Origin of the sequence: Streptomyces sp. 8N706, from assembly GCF_052245415.1 — a bacterium.
Classification (GTDB): domain Bacteria; phylum Actinomycetota; class Actinomycetes; order Streptomycetales; family Streptomycetaceae; genus Streptomyces.
Map to the genome: position 1 here is coordinate 26,066 of NZ_JBQQBW010000020.1, position 18,506 is coordinate 44,571.

Annotated in this window: 18 protein-coding genes; 12 read left to right on the forward strand and 6 right to left on the reverse strand. The window is 72.1% G+C overall.

Going from position 1 to position 18,506, the window contains the following annotated elements:
- Positions 1-163 precede the first annotated feature (163 nt).
- The 4 genes from ACTWQE_RS10605 to ACTWQE_RS10620 are packed head-to-tail and all read left to right on the forward strand — an operon-like array spanning position 164 to position 5,183.
- Positions 164-1,063, forward strand: coding sequence for an FAD binding domain-containing protein (locus ACTWQE_RS10605; protein WP_443328608.1), 900 nt, complete (start codon positions 164-166; stop codon positions 1,061-1,063).
- On the forward strand, positions 1,054-1,575 hold the full coding sequence (locus tag ACTWQE_RS10610; protein ID WP_443328609.1) for a (2Fe-2S)-binding protein: 522 nt from the start codon (positions 1,054-1,056) through the stop codon (positions 1,573-1,575). Before ACTWQE_RS10605 ends, ACTWQE_RS10610 begins: the two co-directional genes overlap by 10 nt.
- Position 1,576: 1 nt before the next feature.
- A complete protein-coding gene (pucD, locus tag ACTWQE_RS10615; RefSeq protein ID WP_443328610.1) occupies positions 1,577-3,991 on the forward strand; it encodes a xanthine dehydrogenase subunit D in 2,415 nt (804 codons plus the stop codon).
- 28 nt (positions 3,992-4,019) lie between these two features.
- Positions 4,020-5,183 (forward strand): XdhC family protein, encoded by a 1,164-nt coding sequence (locus ACTWQE_RS10620; protein WP_443328651.1) that lies wholly within the window; start codon positions 4,020-4,022, stop codon positions 5,181-5,183.
- Positions 5,184-5,237: 54 nt separating this feature from the next.
- Here ACTWQE_RS10620 and ACTWQE_RS10625 read toward each other — a convergent pair whose 3' ends face one another.
- The 4 genes from ACTWQE_RS10625 to ACTWQE_RS10640 form a co-directional block, all read right to left on the reverse strand.
- Entirely contained in the window at positions 5,238-5,927 is a 690-nt protein-coding gene (locus ACTWQE_RS10625) for a 4'-phosphopantetheinyl transferase family protein (RefSeq protein WP_443328611.1), read from the reverse strand.
- The gene (locus ACTWQE_RS10630; protein ID WP_443328612.1) at positions 5,924-6,865 is read right to left on the reverse strand and encodes a metallophosphoesterase family protein; all 942 of its coding nucleotides are present in this window, start codon (positions 6,863-6,865) and stop codon (positions 5,924-5,926) included. Before ACTWQE_RS10630 ends, ACTWQE_RS10625 begins: the two co-directional genes overlap by 4 nt.
- Positions 6,866-7,254: 389 nt before the next feature.
- Positions 7,255-7,956, reverse strand: coding sequence for a lysostaphin resistance A-like protein (locus tag ACTWQE_RS10635; RefSeq protein WP_443328613.1), 702 nt, complete (start codon positions 7,954-7,956; stop codon positions 7,255-7,257).
- 136 nt (positions 7,957-8,092) lie between these two features.
- On the reverse strand, positions 8,093-9,262 hold the full coding sequence (locus ACTWQE_RS10640; protein ID WP_443328614.1) for a magnesium and cobalt transport protein CorA: 1,170 nt from the start codon (positions 9,260-9,262) through the stop codon (positions 8,093-8,095).
- A 328-nt stretch (positions 9,263-9,590) separates the two neighbouring features.
- Between ACTWQE_RS10640 and ACTWQE_RS10645 the strand changes: the two genes are divergently transcribed.
- Positions 9,591-10,331: a PP2C family protein-serine/threonine phosphatase gene (locus tag ACTWQE_RS10645; protein ID WP_443328615.1), complete on the forward strand. Its 741-nt coding sequence runs from the start codon at positions 9,591-9,593 to the stop codon at positions 10,329-10,331.
- Positions 10,332-10,635: 304 nt separating this feature from the next.
- On the opposite strand, the gene ACTWQE_RS10650 is transcribed toward ACTWQE_RS10645, so the two are convergent.
- Positions 10,636-11,487: a response regulator transcription factor gene (locus ACTWQE_RS10650; RefSeq protein WP_443328616.1), complete on the reverse strand. Its 852-nt coding sequence runs from the start codon at positions 11,485-11,487 to the stop codon at positions 10,636-10,638.
- Positions 11,488-11,577: 90 nt separating this feature from the next.
- On the opposite strand from ACTWQE_RS10650, the gene ACTWQE_RS10655 reads away from it, so the two are divergent.
- Together ACTWQE_RS10655 and ACTWQE_RS10660 are read left to right on the forward strand one after the other, a co-directional pair.
- On the forward strand, positions 11,578-13,251 hold the full coding sequence (locus ACTWQE_RS10655) for an AMP-binding protein (RefSeq protein WP_443328617.1): 1,674 nt from the start codon (positions 11,578-11,580) through the stop codon (positions 13,249-13,251).
- Positions 13,248-14,870, forward strand: coding sequence for an AMP-binding protein (locus ACTWQE_RS10660; RefSeq protein WP_443328618.1), 1,623 nt, complete (start codon positions 13,248-13,250; stop codon positions 14,868-14,870). The genes ACTWQE_RS10655 and ACTWQE_RS10660 overlap by 4 nt, the downstream gene beginning before the upstream one ends.
- A gap of 28 nt (positions 14,871-14,898) precedes the next feature.
- Here ACTWQE_RS10660 and ACTWQE_RS10665 read toward each other — a convergent pair whose 3' ends face one another.
- The gene (locus tag ACTWQE_RS10665; protein WP_443328619.1) at positions 14,899-15,645 is read right to left on the reverse strand and encodes a hypothetical protein; all 747 of its coding nucleotides are present in this window, start codon (positions 15,643-15,645) and stop codon (positions 14,899-14,901) included.
- Between the two features lie 168 nt (positions 15,646-15,813).
- Here ACTWQE_RS10665 and ACTWQE_RS10670 point away from each other — a divergent pair, with 168 nt between their 5' ends.
- From ACTWQE_RS10670 to pucL, 5 genes are all read left to right on the forward strand, one after another.
- Entirely contained in the window at positions 15,814-16,068 is a 255-nt protein-coding gene (locus ACTWQE_RS10670) for a hypothetical protein (RefSeq protein WP_443328620.1), read from the forward strand.
- Positions 16,065-16,445, forward strand: a complete 381-nt coding sequence (locus ACTWQE_RS10675) for a helix-turn-helix domain-containing protein (protein ID WP_443328621.1) — start codon at positions 16,065-16,067, stop codon at positions 16,443-16,445. The genes ACTWQE_RS10670 and ACTWQE_RS10675 overlap by 4 nt, the downstream gene beginning before the upstream one ends.
- 108 nt (positions 16,446-16,553) lie before the next feature.
- Entirely contained in the window at positions 16,554-17,096 is a 543-nt protein-coding gene (gene uraD, locus ACTWQE_RS10680) for a 2-oxo-4-hydroxy-4-carboxy-5-ureidoimidazoline decarboxylase (RefSeq protein ID WP_443328622.1), read from the forward strand.
- Complete coding sequence (gene uraH, locus ACTWQE_RS10685) at positions 17,093-17,509, forward strand: hydroxyisourate hydrolase (RefSeq protein ID WP_443328623.1); 417 nt, start codon at positions 17,093-17,095, stop codon at positions 17,507-17,509. Before uraD ends, uraH begins: the two co-directional genes overlap by 4 nt.
- Positions 17,510-17,516: 7 nt before the next feature.
- A complete protein-coding gene (pucL, locus tag ACTWQE_RS10690; protein WP_443328624.1) occupies positions 17,517-18,473 on the forward strand; it encodes a factor-independent urate hydroxylase in 957 nt (318 codons plus the stop codon).
- Positions 18,474-18,506: the final 33 nt, after the last annotated feature.

Genomic DNA, 18,506 nt, shown 5'->3' on the forward strand with positions numbered 1-18,506 from the left:
CGTCCCCTGGCCAGCCAACTGCTTCATGTTTTCGGTGACTGCACCCATCGGGGCGTACCTCGGTGTACTGGGTCCGAGGCGCGTGAACAGGACATGGGGGAAGCCGGCGAGCCCGCGGACCTCTCCGCCGGGCCGTCGACCGATTCCGGGAAGAGAGCCGCTCATGGACTTCCTTCGCCCCGCCGGCTGGGAGGAGGCGCTCGCCGCCAAGGCCGAGCACCCTGCCGCCGTGCCCATCGCGGGCGGCACCGACGTGATGGTCGAGATCAACTTCGACCAGCGCCGGCCCGAGCAACTGCTCGACCTCGCCCGCATCCCGGAGCTGCGGGAGTGGGAGGTCGGCGAGGAGACCGTCCGGCTCGGCGCCTCCGTCCCGTACACCATGATCATGGAGCATCTGCGGGCCGAGCTCCCGGGCCTGGCCCTCGCCTCCCACACCGTCGGCTCGCCGCAGATCCGCAACCGCGGCAGCGTCGGCGGCAACCTGGGCGCTGCGTCCCCGGCCGGTGACGCACACCCGGCGCTGCTCGCCGCCGGAGCCGAGGTCGAGGCCGTGTCGGTCCGCGGCACCCGCCTCATCCCGGTGGAGGAGTTCTACACCGGCGTCAAGCGCAACGCCCTCGCACCGGACGAGCTCATCAGGGCCGTCCACATCAAGAAGGCCGACGGCCCGCAGCAGTTCTCCAAGGTCGGCACGCGCAACGCGATGGTCATCGCGGTCTGCGCCTTCGGCCTCGCCCTGCACCCGGCGACCCGCACCGTGAAGACCGGTATCGGCTCCGCCGCACCCACCCCGGTACGCGCCCGCGCGGCCGAGGACTTCCTCAACGCGGCGCTCGCCGAGGACGGCCTCTGGGAGAGCGGCGGGGCCATCACCCCCGCCATCGCCCGGGAGTTCGCCGAGCTGTGCTCCGGCGCCTGCAACCCCATCGACGATGTGCGCGGCAGCGCCGCGTACCGGCGTCACGCGGTCGGCGTCATGGCCCGCCGCACGCTCGGCTGGACCTGGGACGCCTATCGCGGCGTCTCCCGCGGCGACGAAGGAGGCACACCGTGCGCGTGAACCTCACGGTCAACGGCCGTCCCCAGAAGGCCGACGACGTCTGGGAGGGCGAGTCGCTGCTGTACGTCCTGCGGGAGCGGCTGGGCCTTCCCGGCTCCAAGAACGCGTGCGAGCAGGGTGAGTGCGGCTCCTGCACGGTCCGCCTCGACGGCGTCCCCGTCTGCGCCTGCCTCGTCGCCGCCGGCCAGGCCGAGGGCCGCGAGGTCGTCACCGTCGAGGGCCTCGCCGACCACGCCCGGCAGCGCGCTGCCGCCCCTGAGGCACCGGCCGGACTCGCCCCCGTCCAGCAGGCGTTCATCGACGCGGGAGCGGTCCAGTGCGGCTTCTGCACCCCGGGCCTGCTGGTCGCCGCCGACGAGCTGCTGGAGCGCAACGCCGAGCCCTCCGACGCGGACATCCGCGAGGCGCTGTCGGGCAATCTCTGCCGCTGCACGGGCTACGAGAAGATCCTCGACGCGGTACGCCTCGCGGCCGCCCGCGGCGCGGCCGTGCCGTCCGGGGAGGGGGCCTGAGATGGGCTCCCGGACGACCAGGACATCCGTACCCTCGCGTACTCCCACCACGCTCACCCAGGGCAGCACCACCAAGGGCGGCATCACCGAGTCCACGCTGCGCCCCGACGGGACGCTCAAGGTGAACGGCGAGTTCGCGTACGCATCGGACCTGTGGCACGAGGACATGCTGTGGGGCGTCACCCTCCGCAGCCCGCACGCCCACGCCGAGATCCGCTCGGTCGATGTCTCCGAGGCCCTGGCGCAGGCCGGCGTTCACGCCGTGCTCACCTACGACGACCTCCCCACCGCCGTCCGGCACTACGGCCTGGAGATCCGGGATACCCCCGTACTGGCCCACGGCCGGGTCCGCCACCACGGCGAGCCGGTGGCCGTCGTCGCCGCCGACCACCCGGAGACCGCGCGCCGCGCCGCCGCCAAGATCAAGGTCGACTACGTCCTCCTGCCGGTCGTCACCGACGAGGCGAGCGCTACGGCCGAGGACGCGCCCGTGCTGCACCCCGGCCGCGACGACAACCACGCCCGCCACGTCCCGCACCCCAACGTGCTCCACCGGCAGCCGATCGTCCGCGGCGACGTGGCGGCGGCCCGGGCCCGGGCGGATGTGATCGTCACCGGCGAGTACGAGGTCGGCATGCAGGACCAGGCCTTCCTCGGACCGGAGTCCGGCCTCGCCGTGCCCGCCGAGGACGGCGGTGTCGACCTCTACATCGCCACCCAGTGGCTCCACGCCGATCTGCGGCAGATCGCCCCCGTCCTCGGCCTGCCCGAGGACAAGGTGCGGATGACGCTCTCCGGCGTCGGCGGCGCCTTCGGCGGCCGTGAGGATCTGTCGATGCAGATCCACTCCTGCCTGCTGGCGCTGCGCACCGGCAGACCGGTCAAGATCGTCTACAACCGCTTCGAGTCGTTCTTCGGGCACGTCCACCGCCACCCCGCCAAGCTCCGCTACGAGCACGGCGCCACCCGTGACGGCAAGCTCACCCATATGACCTGCCGGATCGTGCTGGACGGCGGTGCGTACGCCTCCTCGTCCCCGGCCGTCGTCGGGAACGCCTCCTCCCTGTCCGCCGGCCCGTATGTGATCGACAACGTCGACATCGAGGCCCTCGCCCTCTACACCAACAACCCGCCCTGCGGGGCGATGCGCGGCTTCGGCGCGGTCCAGGCCTGCTTCGCCTACGAGGCCCAGATGGACCGGCTCGCGGCGGAGCTGGACATGGACCCGGTCCGGTTCCGCCGGCTCAATGCGATGTCACAGGGCACGATCATGCCGACCGGCCAGCCGGTCGACTCCCCGGCACCCGTCGCCGAACTCCTGCGCCGCGTCCAGGCGATGCCGATGCCCCCGGAGAGGCAGTGGGAGTCCGCGGGCCCGGGCGGTTCCGCCACGGACGTCCGGGCGCTGCCCGGCGGCCTGTCCAACACCACCCACGGCGAGGGCGTCGTCCGGGGCGTCGGCTACGCCGTCGGCATCAAGAACGTCGGCTTCTCCGAGGGCTTCGACGACTACTCCACGGCGCGGGTGCGCCTGGAGGTCGTGGCAGGCGAGCCGGTCGCCCTGGTGCACACCGCGATGGCCGAGGTCGGCCAGGGCGGCGTCACCGTGCACGCCCAGATCGCCCGGACCGAGCTCGGCGTCACCCAGGTGACCATCCACCCGGCCGACACCCGGGTCGGGTCCGCCGGCTCCACCTCCGCCTCCCGCCAGACCTACGTCACGGGCGGCGCGGTCAAGCACGCCTGCGAGGCCGTCCGCGAACGCGTGCTGGAGCTCGGCCGGCGGAAGTTCGGCTCGTACCACCCCGCCTGGGCCACCGCCGAACTCCTGCTGGAGGGCGGCAAGGTCGTCACCGACGGAGGAGAGGCCCTCGCCGCCCTCGCCGATGTCCTGGAGGGCGAGATCATCGACATCGAACGGGAATGGCGCCACCGCCCGACCGAGCCGTTCGACCCGCACACCGGCCAGGGCAACGGCCACGTCCAGTACTCCTTCGCCGCCCACCGCGCCGTCGTCGAGGTCGACACCGAACTGGGACTGGTCAAGGTCGTCGAGCTGGCCTGCGCCCAGGATGTCGGCAAGGCGCTCAACCCCCTGTCGGTGGTCGGCCAGATCCAGGGCGGTACGACCCAGGGCCTCGGCCTCGCCGTCATGGAGGAGATCGTCGTGTCCGACGACGGGCGCGTACGCAACCCGTCCTTCACCGACTATCTGATCCCGACCATCCTCGACACCCCGACCATCCCGGTCGACGTCCTCGAACTGGCCGACGACCACGCGCCGTACGGTCTCCGGGGCGCCGGCGAGGCGCCGACCCTGTCCTCCACCCCGGCCGTGGTGGCCGCCATCCGCCAGGCCACCGGTCTGGCCCTGACCCGCGTACCGGTACGCCCCGAGCACCTCACCGGTAGCTGACCGGCACCCTGAAGGAGAGGTGATCGCCATGCTGGACCTCGCCGAAGAGCTCAGCCGGTGGTGCGAGCGGGGGTGCGACTTCGCCGTCGCCACCGTCGTGGCCACGCACGGCAGCGCGCCACGGCAGCCCGGCGCCTCCCTCGCGGTCGGCGCCGACTCCACGGCGATCGGCTCCGTCTCCGGTGGCTGCGTGGAGGGCGCGGTCTACGACCTGTGCCAACGGGCCCTGGAGACGGGCGAGTCCGTGCTCGAGCGCTTCGGCCACAGCGACGAGGACGCCTTCGCCGTGGGCCTGACCTGCGGGGGCGTCATCGACATCCTCATCACCCCCGTCCGGGCGACGGGCTCCCCGGCGGCCGGCACCGACCGGGAGACCCTCGCCGCCGCGCTGGCCGCCGCGGCGGCAGGCGAGGCGACGGCGGTCGTGCGCCTCGTCGAGGGCCCCGCGGAGCTGACGGGCCGATGGCTGCACGTACGGCCGGGCGGCTCGTACTCCGGCACCCTGGGCGGCCCCCCGGAGCTGGACCGTACGGCCGCCGCCGAGGCCGGTGCGCTCCTCGGCGCGGGCCGCACCGGGACGGTCGCACTCGGCGCCGACGGCAGCCGCTGCGGACAGCCGGTGCTCCTGCTCGTCGAGTCCAGCGTCCCGCCGCCGCGAATGATCGTCTTCGGCGCGGTCGACTTCGCCGCCGCCCTGGTCCGGATGGGCAAACTCCTCGGCTACCACGTCAGCGTGTGCGACGCGCGCCCCGTCTTCGCCACCGCGCGGCGCTTCCCCGAGGCCGACGAGGTCGTCGCGGACTGGCCGCACCGCTACCTCGACGCGCAGGAGCTGGACGGCCGGACGGTCCTGTGCGTGCTCACCCACGACGCGAAGTTCGACGTACCCCTCCTCGCACGGGCCCTGAAGCTCCCCGTCGCCTACATCGGCGCCATGGGCTCCCGCCGCACGCACCTCGACCGCCTCGACCGGCTCCGCCATGCCGGTGTCACCGACGCCGAACTGGCCCGGCTCCGCTCGCCGATCGGCCTCGACCTCGGCGCCCGTACACCCGAGGAGACGGCGCTGTCGATCGCCGCGGAGATCGTCGCCGACCTCCACGGCGGCACGGGCGCACCCCTCACGGGGGCGGACACCCCGATCCACCGTGACGCGCCGCCGCCGGTGGGCCGTATCGGCTCGGTGGCATAGCCAGGTGACGATCCGACGCGGGAGCCGGCATGGGCCCGGTGACCGCCCGCGTCGTCAACCGCGGGCGCTACGGCCCCCGTCCGACGCCCGCAGGGCGATGGCGGTGACGAGCAGCCCGTCCCGGGCCAGCCAGCGGCCGGTGAAGCCCGTCAGCGGCGTGCCGTCGGGGCGGGCTCCCGGACGCAGGAGCCGCGCCGAGAACGTGCCCGATGACTCGGTGTCGTCGTCGAAAGCGATCTCCGCGTCATGGAAGTCGATCTCCTGCCAGGTCATCGGGAACCACGCCTTGTAGACGGACTCCTTGGCGCTGAACAGCAGCCGGCCCCGGTGCACCGGGCCGTCCGCCGCCGGGTCCTGCACCCACAGGGACTCGGGCGGCAGCGCGATCGCCTCCAGGACCCCCTCGGGCAGCGGCCCGTTGGGCTCCGCGTCGATACCTATCGCCAGGACGTCGTCCGCCCGGGCCAGCGCCGCCGCACGATACCCCTTGCAGTGGGTCATGCTCCCCACCACGCCCGCGGGCCACTGGGGCACATTGCGCACCCCCGGCAGCACGGGCGCGGCCGGGAGCCCGAGCCCGGCGAGCGCGCGCCGCGCACACGCCCGTACGGTCGCGAACTCCGCCCTGCGCGTCTGCACCGCGGACGCCACCAGGGCCGCCTCCTGCGGATACAGCTCCGCCTCCGCCTCGTCGTCGAACGCCTCGGCGCAGACGACGGCCTCCGGGACCAACTCGCCGATCACGCGCGGTCCGTCCTGCGGGCCGGGACGCCCTCCTCGACGGGGGGCTCTTCCGTGAACGGCGCGATCAGCCGCAACAGGCCCCGAGGATGGCCGCGTTTGCGCCACTCGCGCGGATAGCCGATCGAGACCTCCTCGAAGCGGACCCCGTCGTACCAGGTGGTGCGCGGGATGTGCAGATGCCCGTAGACGACCGCCGCGGTGTTGAACCGGGTGTGCCAGTCGGCCGTCAGCTCGGTGCCGCACCACTGGGCGAACTCCGGATACCACAGGATCTGCGTGGGCTCCCGCACCAGGGGGAAGTGGTTGACGAGCACGAGCGGCACCGCCGGGTCGTGCGCGGCCAGCCGGCGTTCGGTCTCCGCCACCCGGGCCCGGCACCAGGCGGCCCGGCCGGGGTGGGGGTCGGGGTGCAGCAGGAACTCATCCGTGCACACCACGCCCGCCTCGTACGCACGCGCCAGTGACTCCTCCTCCGTCGAGGTGCCGGGCGCCCGGAAGGTGTAGTCGTAGAGCACGAAGAGCGGAGCGACGGCGACCGGGCCGCCCGGGCCGTCCCATACGGGGTACGGGTCCTCCGGTGTCACCACGCCCAGGCTCCGGCACAGCTCCACCAGATGCCGGTAGCGCTCCTCGCCGCGCAGCTGGACGGGATCCTCGCGCGGGGTCCACAACTCGTGGTTGCCGGGCGCCCAGATCACCTTGGCGAACCGATCGGCCAGAAGGCGCAGCGCGCGCTCGATGTCCTCGGTCTGTTCGGCCACGTCCCCGGCCACGATCAGCCAGTCGCCGTCGGTTCCGGGCCGCAGCGACTCCGTGATGGGCCAGTTCTCGGCCACCCCGACGTGCAGGTCGCTCACCGCGAGCAGCCGGCGCTCGTCAGCCCCGGGCGGCGCGGGTCCGGGGTCGGACGTGGAGGGTTCAGGTGCAATCGGCGACATCGACGTCCCAACTGGTCGGCGGGTCCTGACGGTGACGGATCGTGCGTTCGGTCCACCCGTGGGGGGTGCTGTTCGACGGTGCTGAGCGTGATACTGCGGTGGACCCACCGGAGCGGTGTCCGCGGCGCGCTGCCGGCCTGCCGGAAGAGGCCGCGGCCCGTGGTGGCGCCGGGCCGCTGCCGTCATCAGACCAGAAATGACGTGCCGTTCCCCGCCAATAGGGTAATTGTGTGGGCGGATTGGGTCGCGGACGGTCCCCGGCCGCACCGCATCACCGGGCCCCGCCGCACCGCATCACCGGTCGCCGGCCGCGACCCGCGCGCCGCTGAGGGCGGTCCCCGGGCCCTCAGCACGGGGCACCGGCCCAGGGACCGGTGTGGGGCCGGGCATCACGGGAGCTGCTCGCCCCACCAGCGGCCTGCTGACCAGGCGAGCGCGTAGCCCGCGCTGTTGAGGGCGCAGTGCAGTGCCACGGGTGGGATCAGGCTGCCGGAGCGGCGGCGGAGTTCGCAGAAGAGCACGCCGACGAGGGCGGTACCTGCGACCGCCGCCGTGACGGACAGGGCGACACCGGTGGAACCGGTGCCGAAGGCGGCCTCGGCGGCCGCGTTCGAGCTGGTGAGCCCGCGAGCCGGCACCACGTGCCAGAGCCCGAACAGTACGGAGGAGACGGCGGTGGCCCAGACGTGGCCCCGCCGTCGCTCGACCAGGGCCCACAGCACACCGCGGAACGCGATCTCCTCGAGCAGCACGGTGCCCAGCGGCACGCGGACCAGCACGCGGAACACCAGCTCTCCCGGGGACAGGTTGGCGGCACGCTCGTCCAGGAAGGCCTCCCGGGTGACCGGCACGGCCAGCCCCACCAGGTAGACCGCCAGGACGGCTGCGGCCAGGACCAGTCCCCACCGCAGACCGCGGCGGGCCGCGGCCGCACCGAGTCCCAGGTCGGCCCAGGTGAGTCCGGACCGCCGGGCGATCAGCAGGAGGACGGCGGCGGTGGCGGCACAGAGGGGCACGTAAGCGCCGGCCGGGAGCCGGTTGACCAGTACCTGCACGGCCGCGAGCACCGCGATGACCAGAGTGATCCGCATGATCCCTCCAGCATCGCCGACCCGGGAGGCCGGTCGGCCGCACAACGCGCCCGGCGGTGGTGCGCCGACTCCCCTGGAGGCCGGTGGCGAGCCCCGCCCAAGGAGCGAGGCTTTGAGTCCTCCGCGCACCGGCTGCTCAGAGCCAGTCGCGGTGTTTGAAGATGACGTACAGGCTCACACAGACCACGGCCATCAGCATGAGCGCGAAGGGGTAGCCGAACACCCAGTGCAGTTCCGGCATGTGGTCGAAGTTCATGCCGTAGATCGTGCCGACCAGGGTCGGGGCGAAGAGGATGGCCGCCCAGGCCGAGATCTTCTTGATCTCTTCGTTCTGTTCGAAGCCCGCTTCCGCGAGGGCTCGCATCTCGGCGTTCTGCTGCTGTCCGACCAGGGTGGCGTTGACCGTCAGGATGTCCGCCAGGGCCTGGCGGAAGCTGTCCACGCGCTCGCTGGTGTGGGTGACGTGGTCGGCGACGTCGCGCAGATAGCGTTGCAGCTCCTCGTCGGTGCGGTACTTGGCGAAGCCCGCCATGAGGCCGTTGAGCATCCCGACGAGCGGCCGTGTCGCCCGCTGGAACTCGACCATCTCGCGGGCGAGTTCGTAGATCCGGCGGGACACCTCGGGCGCCCCGAGGAAGACTTCGGTCTCGATCTCGTCCAAGTCGTTCTGCACCCCCGCGACGACCGGTAGGTAGCCGTCGACCACCGCGTCGAGGATCGCGTACAGCACGGCTTCCGGACCGAGGCTCAGCAGTTCGGGTGTCTCCTCCATGCGGCGGCGGACGGCCGAGAGGTCCGGTGCCGCACCGTGCCGGACGGTGATGACGAAGTCCGCGCCGACGAAGACATGCAGCTCGCCGAAGTCGATGTCCTCGGGATCGTCCAGATAGCGGGCCGCGCGCAGGACGACGAAGAGGGTGTCGCCGTACCGCTCCAGCTTCGGACGCTGATGCGCCTCGAGGGCGTCCTCCACCGCCAGCGGGTGGAGATCGAACTCCTCGGCGAGGGAGAGCAGCTCGGCCTCGGTCGGCCGGTAGAGCCCGATCCACGCCATGCCGTCCTGCTGGTCACGCAGCTCGCGATACGTCTCGGCCAGCGAGGAGGGGGTGCTCACCCGGACGCCGTCGCGGTAGAGCGCGGCATGGACCACGCTGCCCCCGTTGGGAGCAGCCTCGGCGGCGGAGCCTGCCGCGGCCTGAGCCGGTGCGGAAGCGGGCGCGGAGGCGTTTCCCGGCCGGGAGGCGGAAGGGCGGAGCCAGGAGTGCTTCCGCACGGGGAGCAGGGGGCGGGGACGGCGCTCTGACATGGGTGTCCCTTCGGTGGGAAGCGGTCGGCCGAGATCGGGGGCACACCGCACGCACCGCTCCCGGGCCGCGCATCGCCCGGCAGGGCCTAGCGCAGGGACGGGCCGGTGCCTCGCGGCGTACGACTGGGTGGCTCGCTGCTCATCACAGCCCCACCTCCTGTCCTCGCACGCATGTCACTGGACCACCGTGCAGGATATACGCCGCGAAAGCCGCGGGCGAATGGCGCCAGTGGCCGGGCGGCCGTCCGCGCGGGCAGCCGGGCCCGGCAGCACAATGGAACGAGAGAGCGGAACGGGAGATCGTGCCCGCCGCCCGGGAGGCGATGACGTGGCCTACATCGTCGTGAGCGCGCTGAGCCACACAGGGCTGCTGCGCGACCGCAACGAGGACAGCCTTGTCGTCGGGCCCTGGACCCTGTGCAGCACCGTCACCGAGAGCCCGCAGACCCTGCTGTTCCCGCTCGGTACCCCGCTGGTCGTCGCGGTCGCCGACGGGCTCGGCGGCCACCCGGCGGGCGAGGTGGCCAGCGCGATGGTGGTCCGCAGACTGTCGCGCGTCGGCCCGGTTCTCGACAGCGAGGAGGCCGTCCGGGACGCGCTGGAGGACTGCAACCGGGCGGTGTACGCGGCCGCCGACGACGACCCCGACCTGATCATGATGGGGACGACGGTCGCGGGCGTCGTACTGACCCAGGACAAGGCGATCGTCTTCAACGTCGGCGACAGCCGGGTCTACGAGGCAGGGGAGGAGGAACTGCGGGAGGTCAGCCATGACGACAATCCGCCCCTGGCCCCCGGCGAGCGGACCACGCCCGTCGTCACGCAGACCCTGGGCGGCACCCCGGACTTCAGCCCCATCGATCCGCATGTGTCCAGCTCGGAACTGTCCGTCGGCACCCACCACCTCGTGTGCACCGACGGCCTGACCGATCCCGTGCCCGACCCGGAGCTCGAAGGGGTTCTCCGCCTGCATACGGACGGCAGGGCCGCCTTCGAGCTGTGGAGGGCGGCCATGGACTCCGGCGGGCCCGACAACATCACACTCGCCGTCATCCGCATCGGCGAGTAGCCCCGAGGACCGAGATCGAGGACAGAACCGGTCCGCAACCTTCCCCGGCCCGGCAGCCATGACCGTACGCGTCGATGGACACGTCGCCGGAACCCGGCGCGTCGACCGGGGCCGCCGTGACGCGGCTGCCCTGGTGGTGGAGCCGTTCGAACCGCTGGCACGGGCACAGCGCGCGGAGATCGGGACGGCCGGCGCCCGGCTGCTGGACGTCGCCGTACCCGAGAGCGCACAGGACCCGCGGTTCGTCCCGCCCCGAGCCGGGCGGGTGCCCGTCACGGCAGCGGGCCCGCGCGGTGGGTGCCTGTCACGGCAGCAGGCCCGCGCGGCGGGCCGTCACCACCGCCTCCAGGCGGGTACGGGCGCCCAGCTTGCGCATCGCCGAGCGCAGATAGCCCTTCACGGTCTCCGGGCGCAGCCCCAGCCGTTGCGCAGCCCCCGCGTTCGTCGTGCCCGCGGCCACGCAGGAGAGCACATCGAGCTCCCGCGGGGTGAGCCGGACGGCCGGGGCCCGGTCGGCCCGGGAGCGCGGATGGCCGTCGGCCGCGGTGGCCAGCCGGCCGCAGACGCCGAGGATCTGCTCGCGCAGCGCGGGATCGGCCACGCGCTGCGCCAGCGCCCGGAGGTCGCCGTGCGCCGCACGCACCTCCTCCCATGCGACCGGCCCTTCGCCGCCCCCGTCCGCGCGGGGGTGTACGGCCAGCAGCCGCTGGGCCTCGTCCCGGACGGCCAGCGCCTGTTCCAGCTCGCGGGCCGCCTCCACCGCCGCTGCCAGCGTGCGGTCGCCGAGGGACAGCCGCTCGCGCAGCGCCCCGTACAGCACGCCCCGCACCCGGCGCCGTACGACCACGGGCACCGCCAGGACGGCCCGCAGGCCCTCCGCCGCCACCGCCGCGTCGTACTCATGGCTGATCGTGCGGGAGGCGCGGTAGTCGGCCACCGCCAGGGGCCGGGTCAGGGCGAGGGACTTGCCGCCCAGCCCATTGCCCGTCGCCACCGTCAGCCCGCGCAGCGACTCCGTCTCCGTGCCGGTCAGCTGGCGGATCCGCAACCACCGGCCGTCCTCCAGCAGCCCCCCGAACGCGACCGGAAGGCCGCTGGTGCGGCGCAGGCTGAGCAGCGCCGCTCCGACCTCGACTGCTTCGCCCGTCTGCGCCACGGCCAACCCCTTCACCCCCGTCCGGGGGTAGTGAGACCCAGGTCACTGATTACACGATGCTAGTCAGTGGTCCGGCAATGAGGAGGACACATGGGCGCAACCAGTGCGACGGATGAGTTCCGGGAGGCCCGGGACTTTCTGCTGCGGCACCGGGAGGACTACGAGGCGGCGTACGCCGGGTTCCGCTGGCCGCGGCCGGAGCGGTTCAACTGGGCGCTGGACTGGTTCGACCGGATCGCGGAGGGCGACGACCGTCCCGCTCTGCACATCGTCGAGGAGGACGGCTCGGAGACCCGCCTCACCTTCGCCGAGATGTCCGCCCGGTCGGACCGGGTGGCGAACTGGCTGCGCGCGCAGGGAGTACGGGCCGGCGACCGGATCGTCGTCATGCTCGGAAACCAGGCCGAACTGTGGGAAACCGCCCTCGCGGCAATGAAGCTACGGGCGGTGGTCATCCCCGCGACCCCGCTCCTCGGGCCGCTCGACCTGACGGACCGGATCGAACGCGGCCGGGCCCGGCACGTGGTCGTACGGGCCGAGGACACCGCCAAGTTCGACGAGGTGCCCGGCGACTACACCCGGATCGCCGTCGGCCCCGGTGTCCCGGGCTGGCTCCCCTACGAGGACGCGTACGCGAGCTCCGCGGCCTTCGAACCCGACGGGCCCACCCGCGCCACCGATCCCCTGATGCTCTACTTCACCTCCGGCACGACCGCCCGGCCCAAACTCGTCGAACACACCCATCTCTCCTATCCCGTCGGCCATCTGGCGACGATGTACTGGATCGGGCTGCGGCCCGGGGACGTGCATCTCAACATCTCCTCGCCGGGCTGGGCCAAGCACGCCTGGAGCAATCTCTTCGCCCCCTGGAATGCCGGGGCGACCGTCTTCATCCACAACTACACGCGCTTCGACGCCGGCCGGCTGATGGCGGAGATGGACCGCGCCGGGGTCACCAGCTTCTGCGCCCCGCCCACCGTGTGGCGGATGCTCATCCAGGCCGATCTCACCCAGCTGCGCACACCGCCGCGCGAGGCCGTTGCCGCCGGTGAACCGCTCAACCCGGAGGTGATCGAGCGGGTCCGGGAGGCGTGGGGCGTCACCATCCGGGACGGCTTCGGCCAGACCGAGACCGCCGTGCAGATCGCCAACACCCCGGGCCAGCCCATGAAGACCGGTTCCATGGGGCGGCCGACCCCGGGCTTCACCGTCACCCTGCTGGACCCGGCCACCGGTGCGCCGGGCACCGAGGGGGAGATCTGCCTCGACCTCTCCTCGCGCCCGGTGGGTCTGATGACCGGCTACCACGGCGATCCGGAGCGTACCGACGAGGCGATGGCGGGCGGCCTCTACCGCACCGGCGACATCGGATCCCGCGACGAGGAGGGCTACATCACCTACGTCGGGCGCGCCGACGACGTCTTCAAGGCCTCCGACTACAAGATCTCGCCCTTCGAGCTGGAGAGCGCGCTGCTGGAGCACGAGGCGGTCGCCGAGGCCGCTGTCGTACCGGCCCCCGATCCTTTGCGGGCGGCCGTGCCCAAGGCGTACATCGTGCTCGCCGAGGGCTGGGAGCCAGGTCCCGGGACCGCGAAGGCCCTGTTCGCGCATTCCCGGGAGACGCTGGCGCCGTACAAGCGCATCCGCCGGATCGAGTTCGCCGAACTGCCCAAGACGGTTTCCGGCAAGATCCGCCGGATCGAGCTGCGTGAGCGTACTGCCCAGGGAAGCACCGCCGAATACCGCGAAGGGGACCACACATGACCGAGCTCTCCTACACCAGCGGCACCGGCACCGGTCCGCTGACGGGCGACACCATCGGCGTCAACCTGGACCGCGCCATCGCGGCGCACCCCGGCCGCGAGGCCCTGGTCGACGTCGCCTCCGGACAGCGCTGGACCTACGCCGAGTTCGGCCGGGCCGTCGACGACGTGGCGCTCGGTCTGCTCGCCAAGGGAGTCCGCAAGGGCGACCGGGTCGGCATCTGGGCCCTCAACTGCCCCGAGTGGGTCCTCGTCCAGTACGCCACCGCGCGCATCGGCGCAATCATGGTCAACATCAACCCGGCGTACCGGATGCACGAACTGGAGTATGTGCTGCGGCAGGCCGGTATCGAGGTGCTGGTCTCCTCCACCACGTACCGGACCAGCGACTACCGGCGGATGGTCGAGCAGGTCCGCGCCGACTGCCCCGCGCTGCGCGATGTCATCTACATCGGCGATCCGACCTGGCAGGGACTCCTGTCCGCGGGCGCGAAGGTCCCGCGCGAACGGCTGGCCTCCCGTGCCGCCGAGCTCAGCTGCGACGACCCGGTCAACATCCAGTACACCTCGGGCACCACCGGCTTCCCCAAGGGCGCCACCCTCTCCCACCACAACATCCTCAACAACGGCTACTGGGTGGGGGAGATGGTCGGCTACACCGAGCGCGACCGGATCTGTCTGCCCGTGCCCTTCTACCACTGCTTCGGCATGGTCATGGGCAATCTGGCCGCCACCAGCCACGCCTCCTGCATCGTCATCCCGGGGCCCGCCTTCGACCCGGAGGCCGCACTGAGCGCCGTCGAGCGCGAACGCTGCACCTCGCTCTACGGCGTACCCACGATGTTCATCGCCGAGCTCGGACTGCCCGACTTCGCGACCTATGACCTGTCCTCGCTGCGCACCGGGATCATGGCCGGGTCCCCGTGCCCGGTCGAGGTGATGAAGCGGGTCATCGCCGAGATGCACATGGCGGAGGTGTCCATCTGCTACGGCATGACGGAGACCTCGCCGGTGTCCACCCAGACCCGGCGCGAGGACGATCTGGACCGGCGCACCGGGACCGTGGGCCGGGTGCTGCCGCACATCGAGGTGAAGATCGTCGACCCGGCGACCGGGCTGACCGTACCGCGCGGTGAGCCGGGCGAACTGTGCACCCGGGGCTACTCGGTGATGCTCGGCTACTGGGAGGAGCCGGAGAAGACGGCCGAGTCGATCGACGCGGGCCGGTGGATGCACACCGGTGATCTCGCGGTGATGCGGGAGGACGGCTATGTGCAGATCGTCGGCCGTATCAAGGACATGATCATCCGTGGTGGTGAGAACGTCTATCCGCGCGAGATCGAGGAGTTCCTCCACCGCCACCCGAAGATCGCCGATGTGCAGGTGGTGGGTGTGCCGGACGAGAAGTACGGCGAGGAGATCCTGGCCTGTGTCATCCTCCGCGACCCGGCACAGACCCTCGACCTCGACGAAATCGACCGCTACTGCCGGGGGCGGCTCGCCCACTTCAAGGTCCCGCGCCATCTGCGCATCCTCGACGCCTTCCCCATGACGGTCAGCGGCAAGGTCCGCAAGATCGAACTGCGGGAGCGGTTCGCCGAGCGGCTCACCCGGGCATGAGACTCACCCGGACGTGACGGGGCCCTGCTCACGCACCCATGCGGACGAGGTCGTCCGCCGCGTCGTTGACCGGCTGCGGCGTACCCGTGAGGTCCATGACGAACAGCGGGAGATGCAACTCGTCGGCGCGGCAGCGGGCGTCGCGGCGGTAGCCGGCGAGGGAGAAGAAGACACTCTCCGCGGAGTCGCTGAGGCCGTTGAGCCACAGGCATTCGACATCGCGGAGGGTGGAGGGCCGGGTGGTGGGATCCACCTGGGCGACGACGCCCCTGCCCCGCACGGCGACCCCGGACGTGCGCCGGTCCTCGGCCTCCAGCACCTCCTGGAAGCCCAGCCACCGCAGATACTGCGCCGCCGCGGACACCGCGTCCCGGCTCGTACGGATCGTCACCGGCCGGAACGCGGGCCGCAGTACGGCCGAGGAGTGCGCCTGCGTACGGGCCGGGGCGGCGCCCGGCCCGGCGGTGCCCGTGGTGGTGTCCTGCGCCGGCGCCGTGGACGCGGACCTGCCCTGCTGACGTGCGACCGCGAGACGCAGGACGCAGCCACAGGGGCAGCCCAACTCCGGGTGCGGCCACTGGTCCTCCCTGTCGCAGGACCGGCAGCGGACCGTCACCCAGGCCTCCTCCCACGTGTGGTGGCCCATCGGCTCGGCGGGTGTGTCCGGCCGTACGCGCAGGATCACCGGAGCCCCGCAGGCGCAGGGGAAGGTGGGCGGAGTGTAGGAGTGCTCGCGGCGGCACGCCGGGCAGTGCACCGGCACGCTCTCTGCCATGGTTGGCTCCAGCACGGTTCTGTAGGGGGGTTGTCCGCTCCATCGTCCACGAAGCGTGCGGCGTTGGGGAGAGAGTCTGCTCATTTGTTCGCAGCCCCGACATCCGCGGCCCCGCTGCGGCTCCACGGCCAGGAGGAGGCGCAGGCCGGTGGCGCTACCGTGGTGAGCATGGTCCGATTGAGGGTGGAGTTCACGACCGAGCCGTTCGACCTCGACGAGGCGCCGCCTCATGCGGTGGTCGCGCGGGAGGTCGTCCAGGCCGCCGAGCTGGACGCCGTCGACGTCGGCCCGTTCGGCAACACCGCGGAGGGCGCCTCCGACGCCGTGCTGACCACGGTCGACGCGCTGCTGCGCAAATCCCTGGAGGCGGGAGCCACCCGGGTCACGCTCCAGGTCAATGTGGTCGGGGAGGGCGAGGCGTGACCGGGCCCGCGGACCACCCGTTCGTCGAGGCGGTCAAGCCGCTCGTCGACGCCCTGGGCGGGGAGATGGTGGCCCCGGAGCTGGCCCGCGGCGACGATGTCGTGCTGGCCTGGGAGGGGCAGGACGTGCTGGCCGTACGGCTGCCCCATCTGTCCGACTCCCTCGACCACATCCTGGCCGAGCTGGAGCGCCGTCACGGTGTGCCGCTCTCCCAGCTGGACCGGAGGACGAAGCAGTCCGTCGTCCGGACACTGGAGGCGCGCGGTGCGTTCTCCGTACGGCACGGCGTGGAGACCGTGGCCGGCGCGCTGGGGGTCAGCCGCTTCACCGTCTACAACTACCTGAACCGGGAGAACGCCCCGAAGGGCGGCCGCTGACGCCACTCATGGCCTGTCTTTCGCGAGATTGCTTCAACAAAATGTTGACGCGATATCGGGGGAGGGCGTTAGCTGGGCTTGCCCGACTCATCCCGCGGAGGCAGCACCGTGACCTCGACCTCTTCGAGCCCTTCGACGCCTTCGGCCCCGTCACCGGGGCTCGCGCGGTTCAACACCTCGGAGGACGGCGCGGCGCGAGCCGCACTGCACGAGGTGTGCGCCAGTACGGCGTGGGGGAGCGCGGTGCTCGCCCGGCGCCCGTACGCCACGGTCGACGCGCTGCTCGACGCGAGCGACGCCGCCATGGCCGCTCTCAGCACCGAGGACCTGGCCGAGGCCATGGCGGGCCATCCGCCCATCGGACAGCCCCGACCGGGTGACCCCGCCTCCTCCCGGGAGCAGAGCGGGATGGCCGCGGCCACCGCGGAACTCGGAGCGGAGATGCTCCGGCTGAACCTGGCCTACCAGGAGAGGTTCGGGCATGTCTTCCTGATCTGCGCGACCGGTCTCACCGGCGAGCAGATGCGCGACGCGGCCCGGGCCCGGATCGGCAACACGCCGGAACGGGAGCGCGAGATCGTCCGGGACCAGCTGGGCAGGATCAACCGCATCCGGCTGGCCCGCCTCGCAGACGAAGGATCCCCGGCATGAGCAACGGCAGCACCGCCTCGGTGTCCACCCACATCCTGGACACCAGCATCGGACGCCCGGCCGGGGGAGTCGCCGTCCGGCTGTCCGTCCGGGGGGCCGGGACGAGCGGCGGCGACGCCGGCTGGTCCGCCCACGGGACCTCCAGGACGGATGACGACGGGCGCTGCAAGGACCTTCCGGCCCTGCCGGAGGGGACGAGCCACGCGCGGCTCTTCTTCGACGTCGGGCCGTACTTCGCGCGCCGGGACAGCCACGACCGGCCGGCCGGGGGCCGGCAGGAAGCTCCCCGCGCACCGGCCGGCGGAGCCTTCTTCCCGGAGGTGGCGATCGTCTTCGCCGTCGAACCGGGCGAGCACTACCACGTACCGCTGCTGCTCAACCCGTTCGGCTACTCCGTATACCGAGGGAGCTAGCACCGACATGTCACCTTCTCAGCCGCCCGCCCGCCCGGTGGTCCTGGGCCGGAACCAGTACGGCAAGGCCGAGACCCGCGTCGTCAGGATCGAGCGGGACGGCGCCACCCACCACATCAAGGACCTCAACGTCTCCGTCGCCCTCTCCGGCGACATGGACGAGGTGCACACCTCCGGCAGCAACGCCAACGTGCTGCCGACCGACACCACCAAGAACACCGTGTTCGCCTTCGCCAAGGAGCACGGCATCGAGTCGGCCGAGCGGTTCGGCATCCATCTGGCCCGTCACTTCGTGACCGGCCAGGAGCCGATCCGGCGTGCGCGTATCCGCATCGAGGAGTACGCGTGGGACCGGATCGGGACCTCCGGTGCCGGGTCCGGCCCCAGCGGTCCCGAGGAGACCGGGCACTCCTTCGTCCGCAACGGCCGGGAGACCCGCACCACGCAGATCACCTTCGACGGCTCGGCCTGGGAGGTCGTCTCCGGCCTCCAGGACCTCACGGTGCTGAACTCCACCGACTCGGAGTTCTGGGGCTATGCGAAGGACCGGTACACCACGCTGAAGGAGGCATACGACCGTGTCCTCGCCACGGACGTCCACGCCCGCTGGCGCTACGGCTGGACGGACGAGGACGAGCCGATGCCCGACTGGGACACCTCGTACGCGTGCTCCCGCGAGCATCTGCTCCAGGCCTTCGCCGGGACCTACAGCCTCTCGCTCCAGCAGACCCTGTACGAGATGGGTTCCCGGGTCATCACCGGCCGTGCGGAGATCGACGAGATCAGGCTCTCCCTCCCGAACAAGCACCACTTCCTGGTGGACCTCGAGCCGTTCGGGCTGAAGAACGACACCGCCGACGGGGCCGTCTACTTCGCGGCGGACCGCCCCTACGGCCTGATCGAGGCCACCGTCCTGCGCGACGGCGCCGAGGCCCGGATCCCGGACGACCTGACCAACCCCTAGGGCGCGTGTGCCGCCCAGCGCGACCGGAACGAG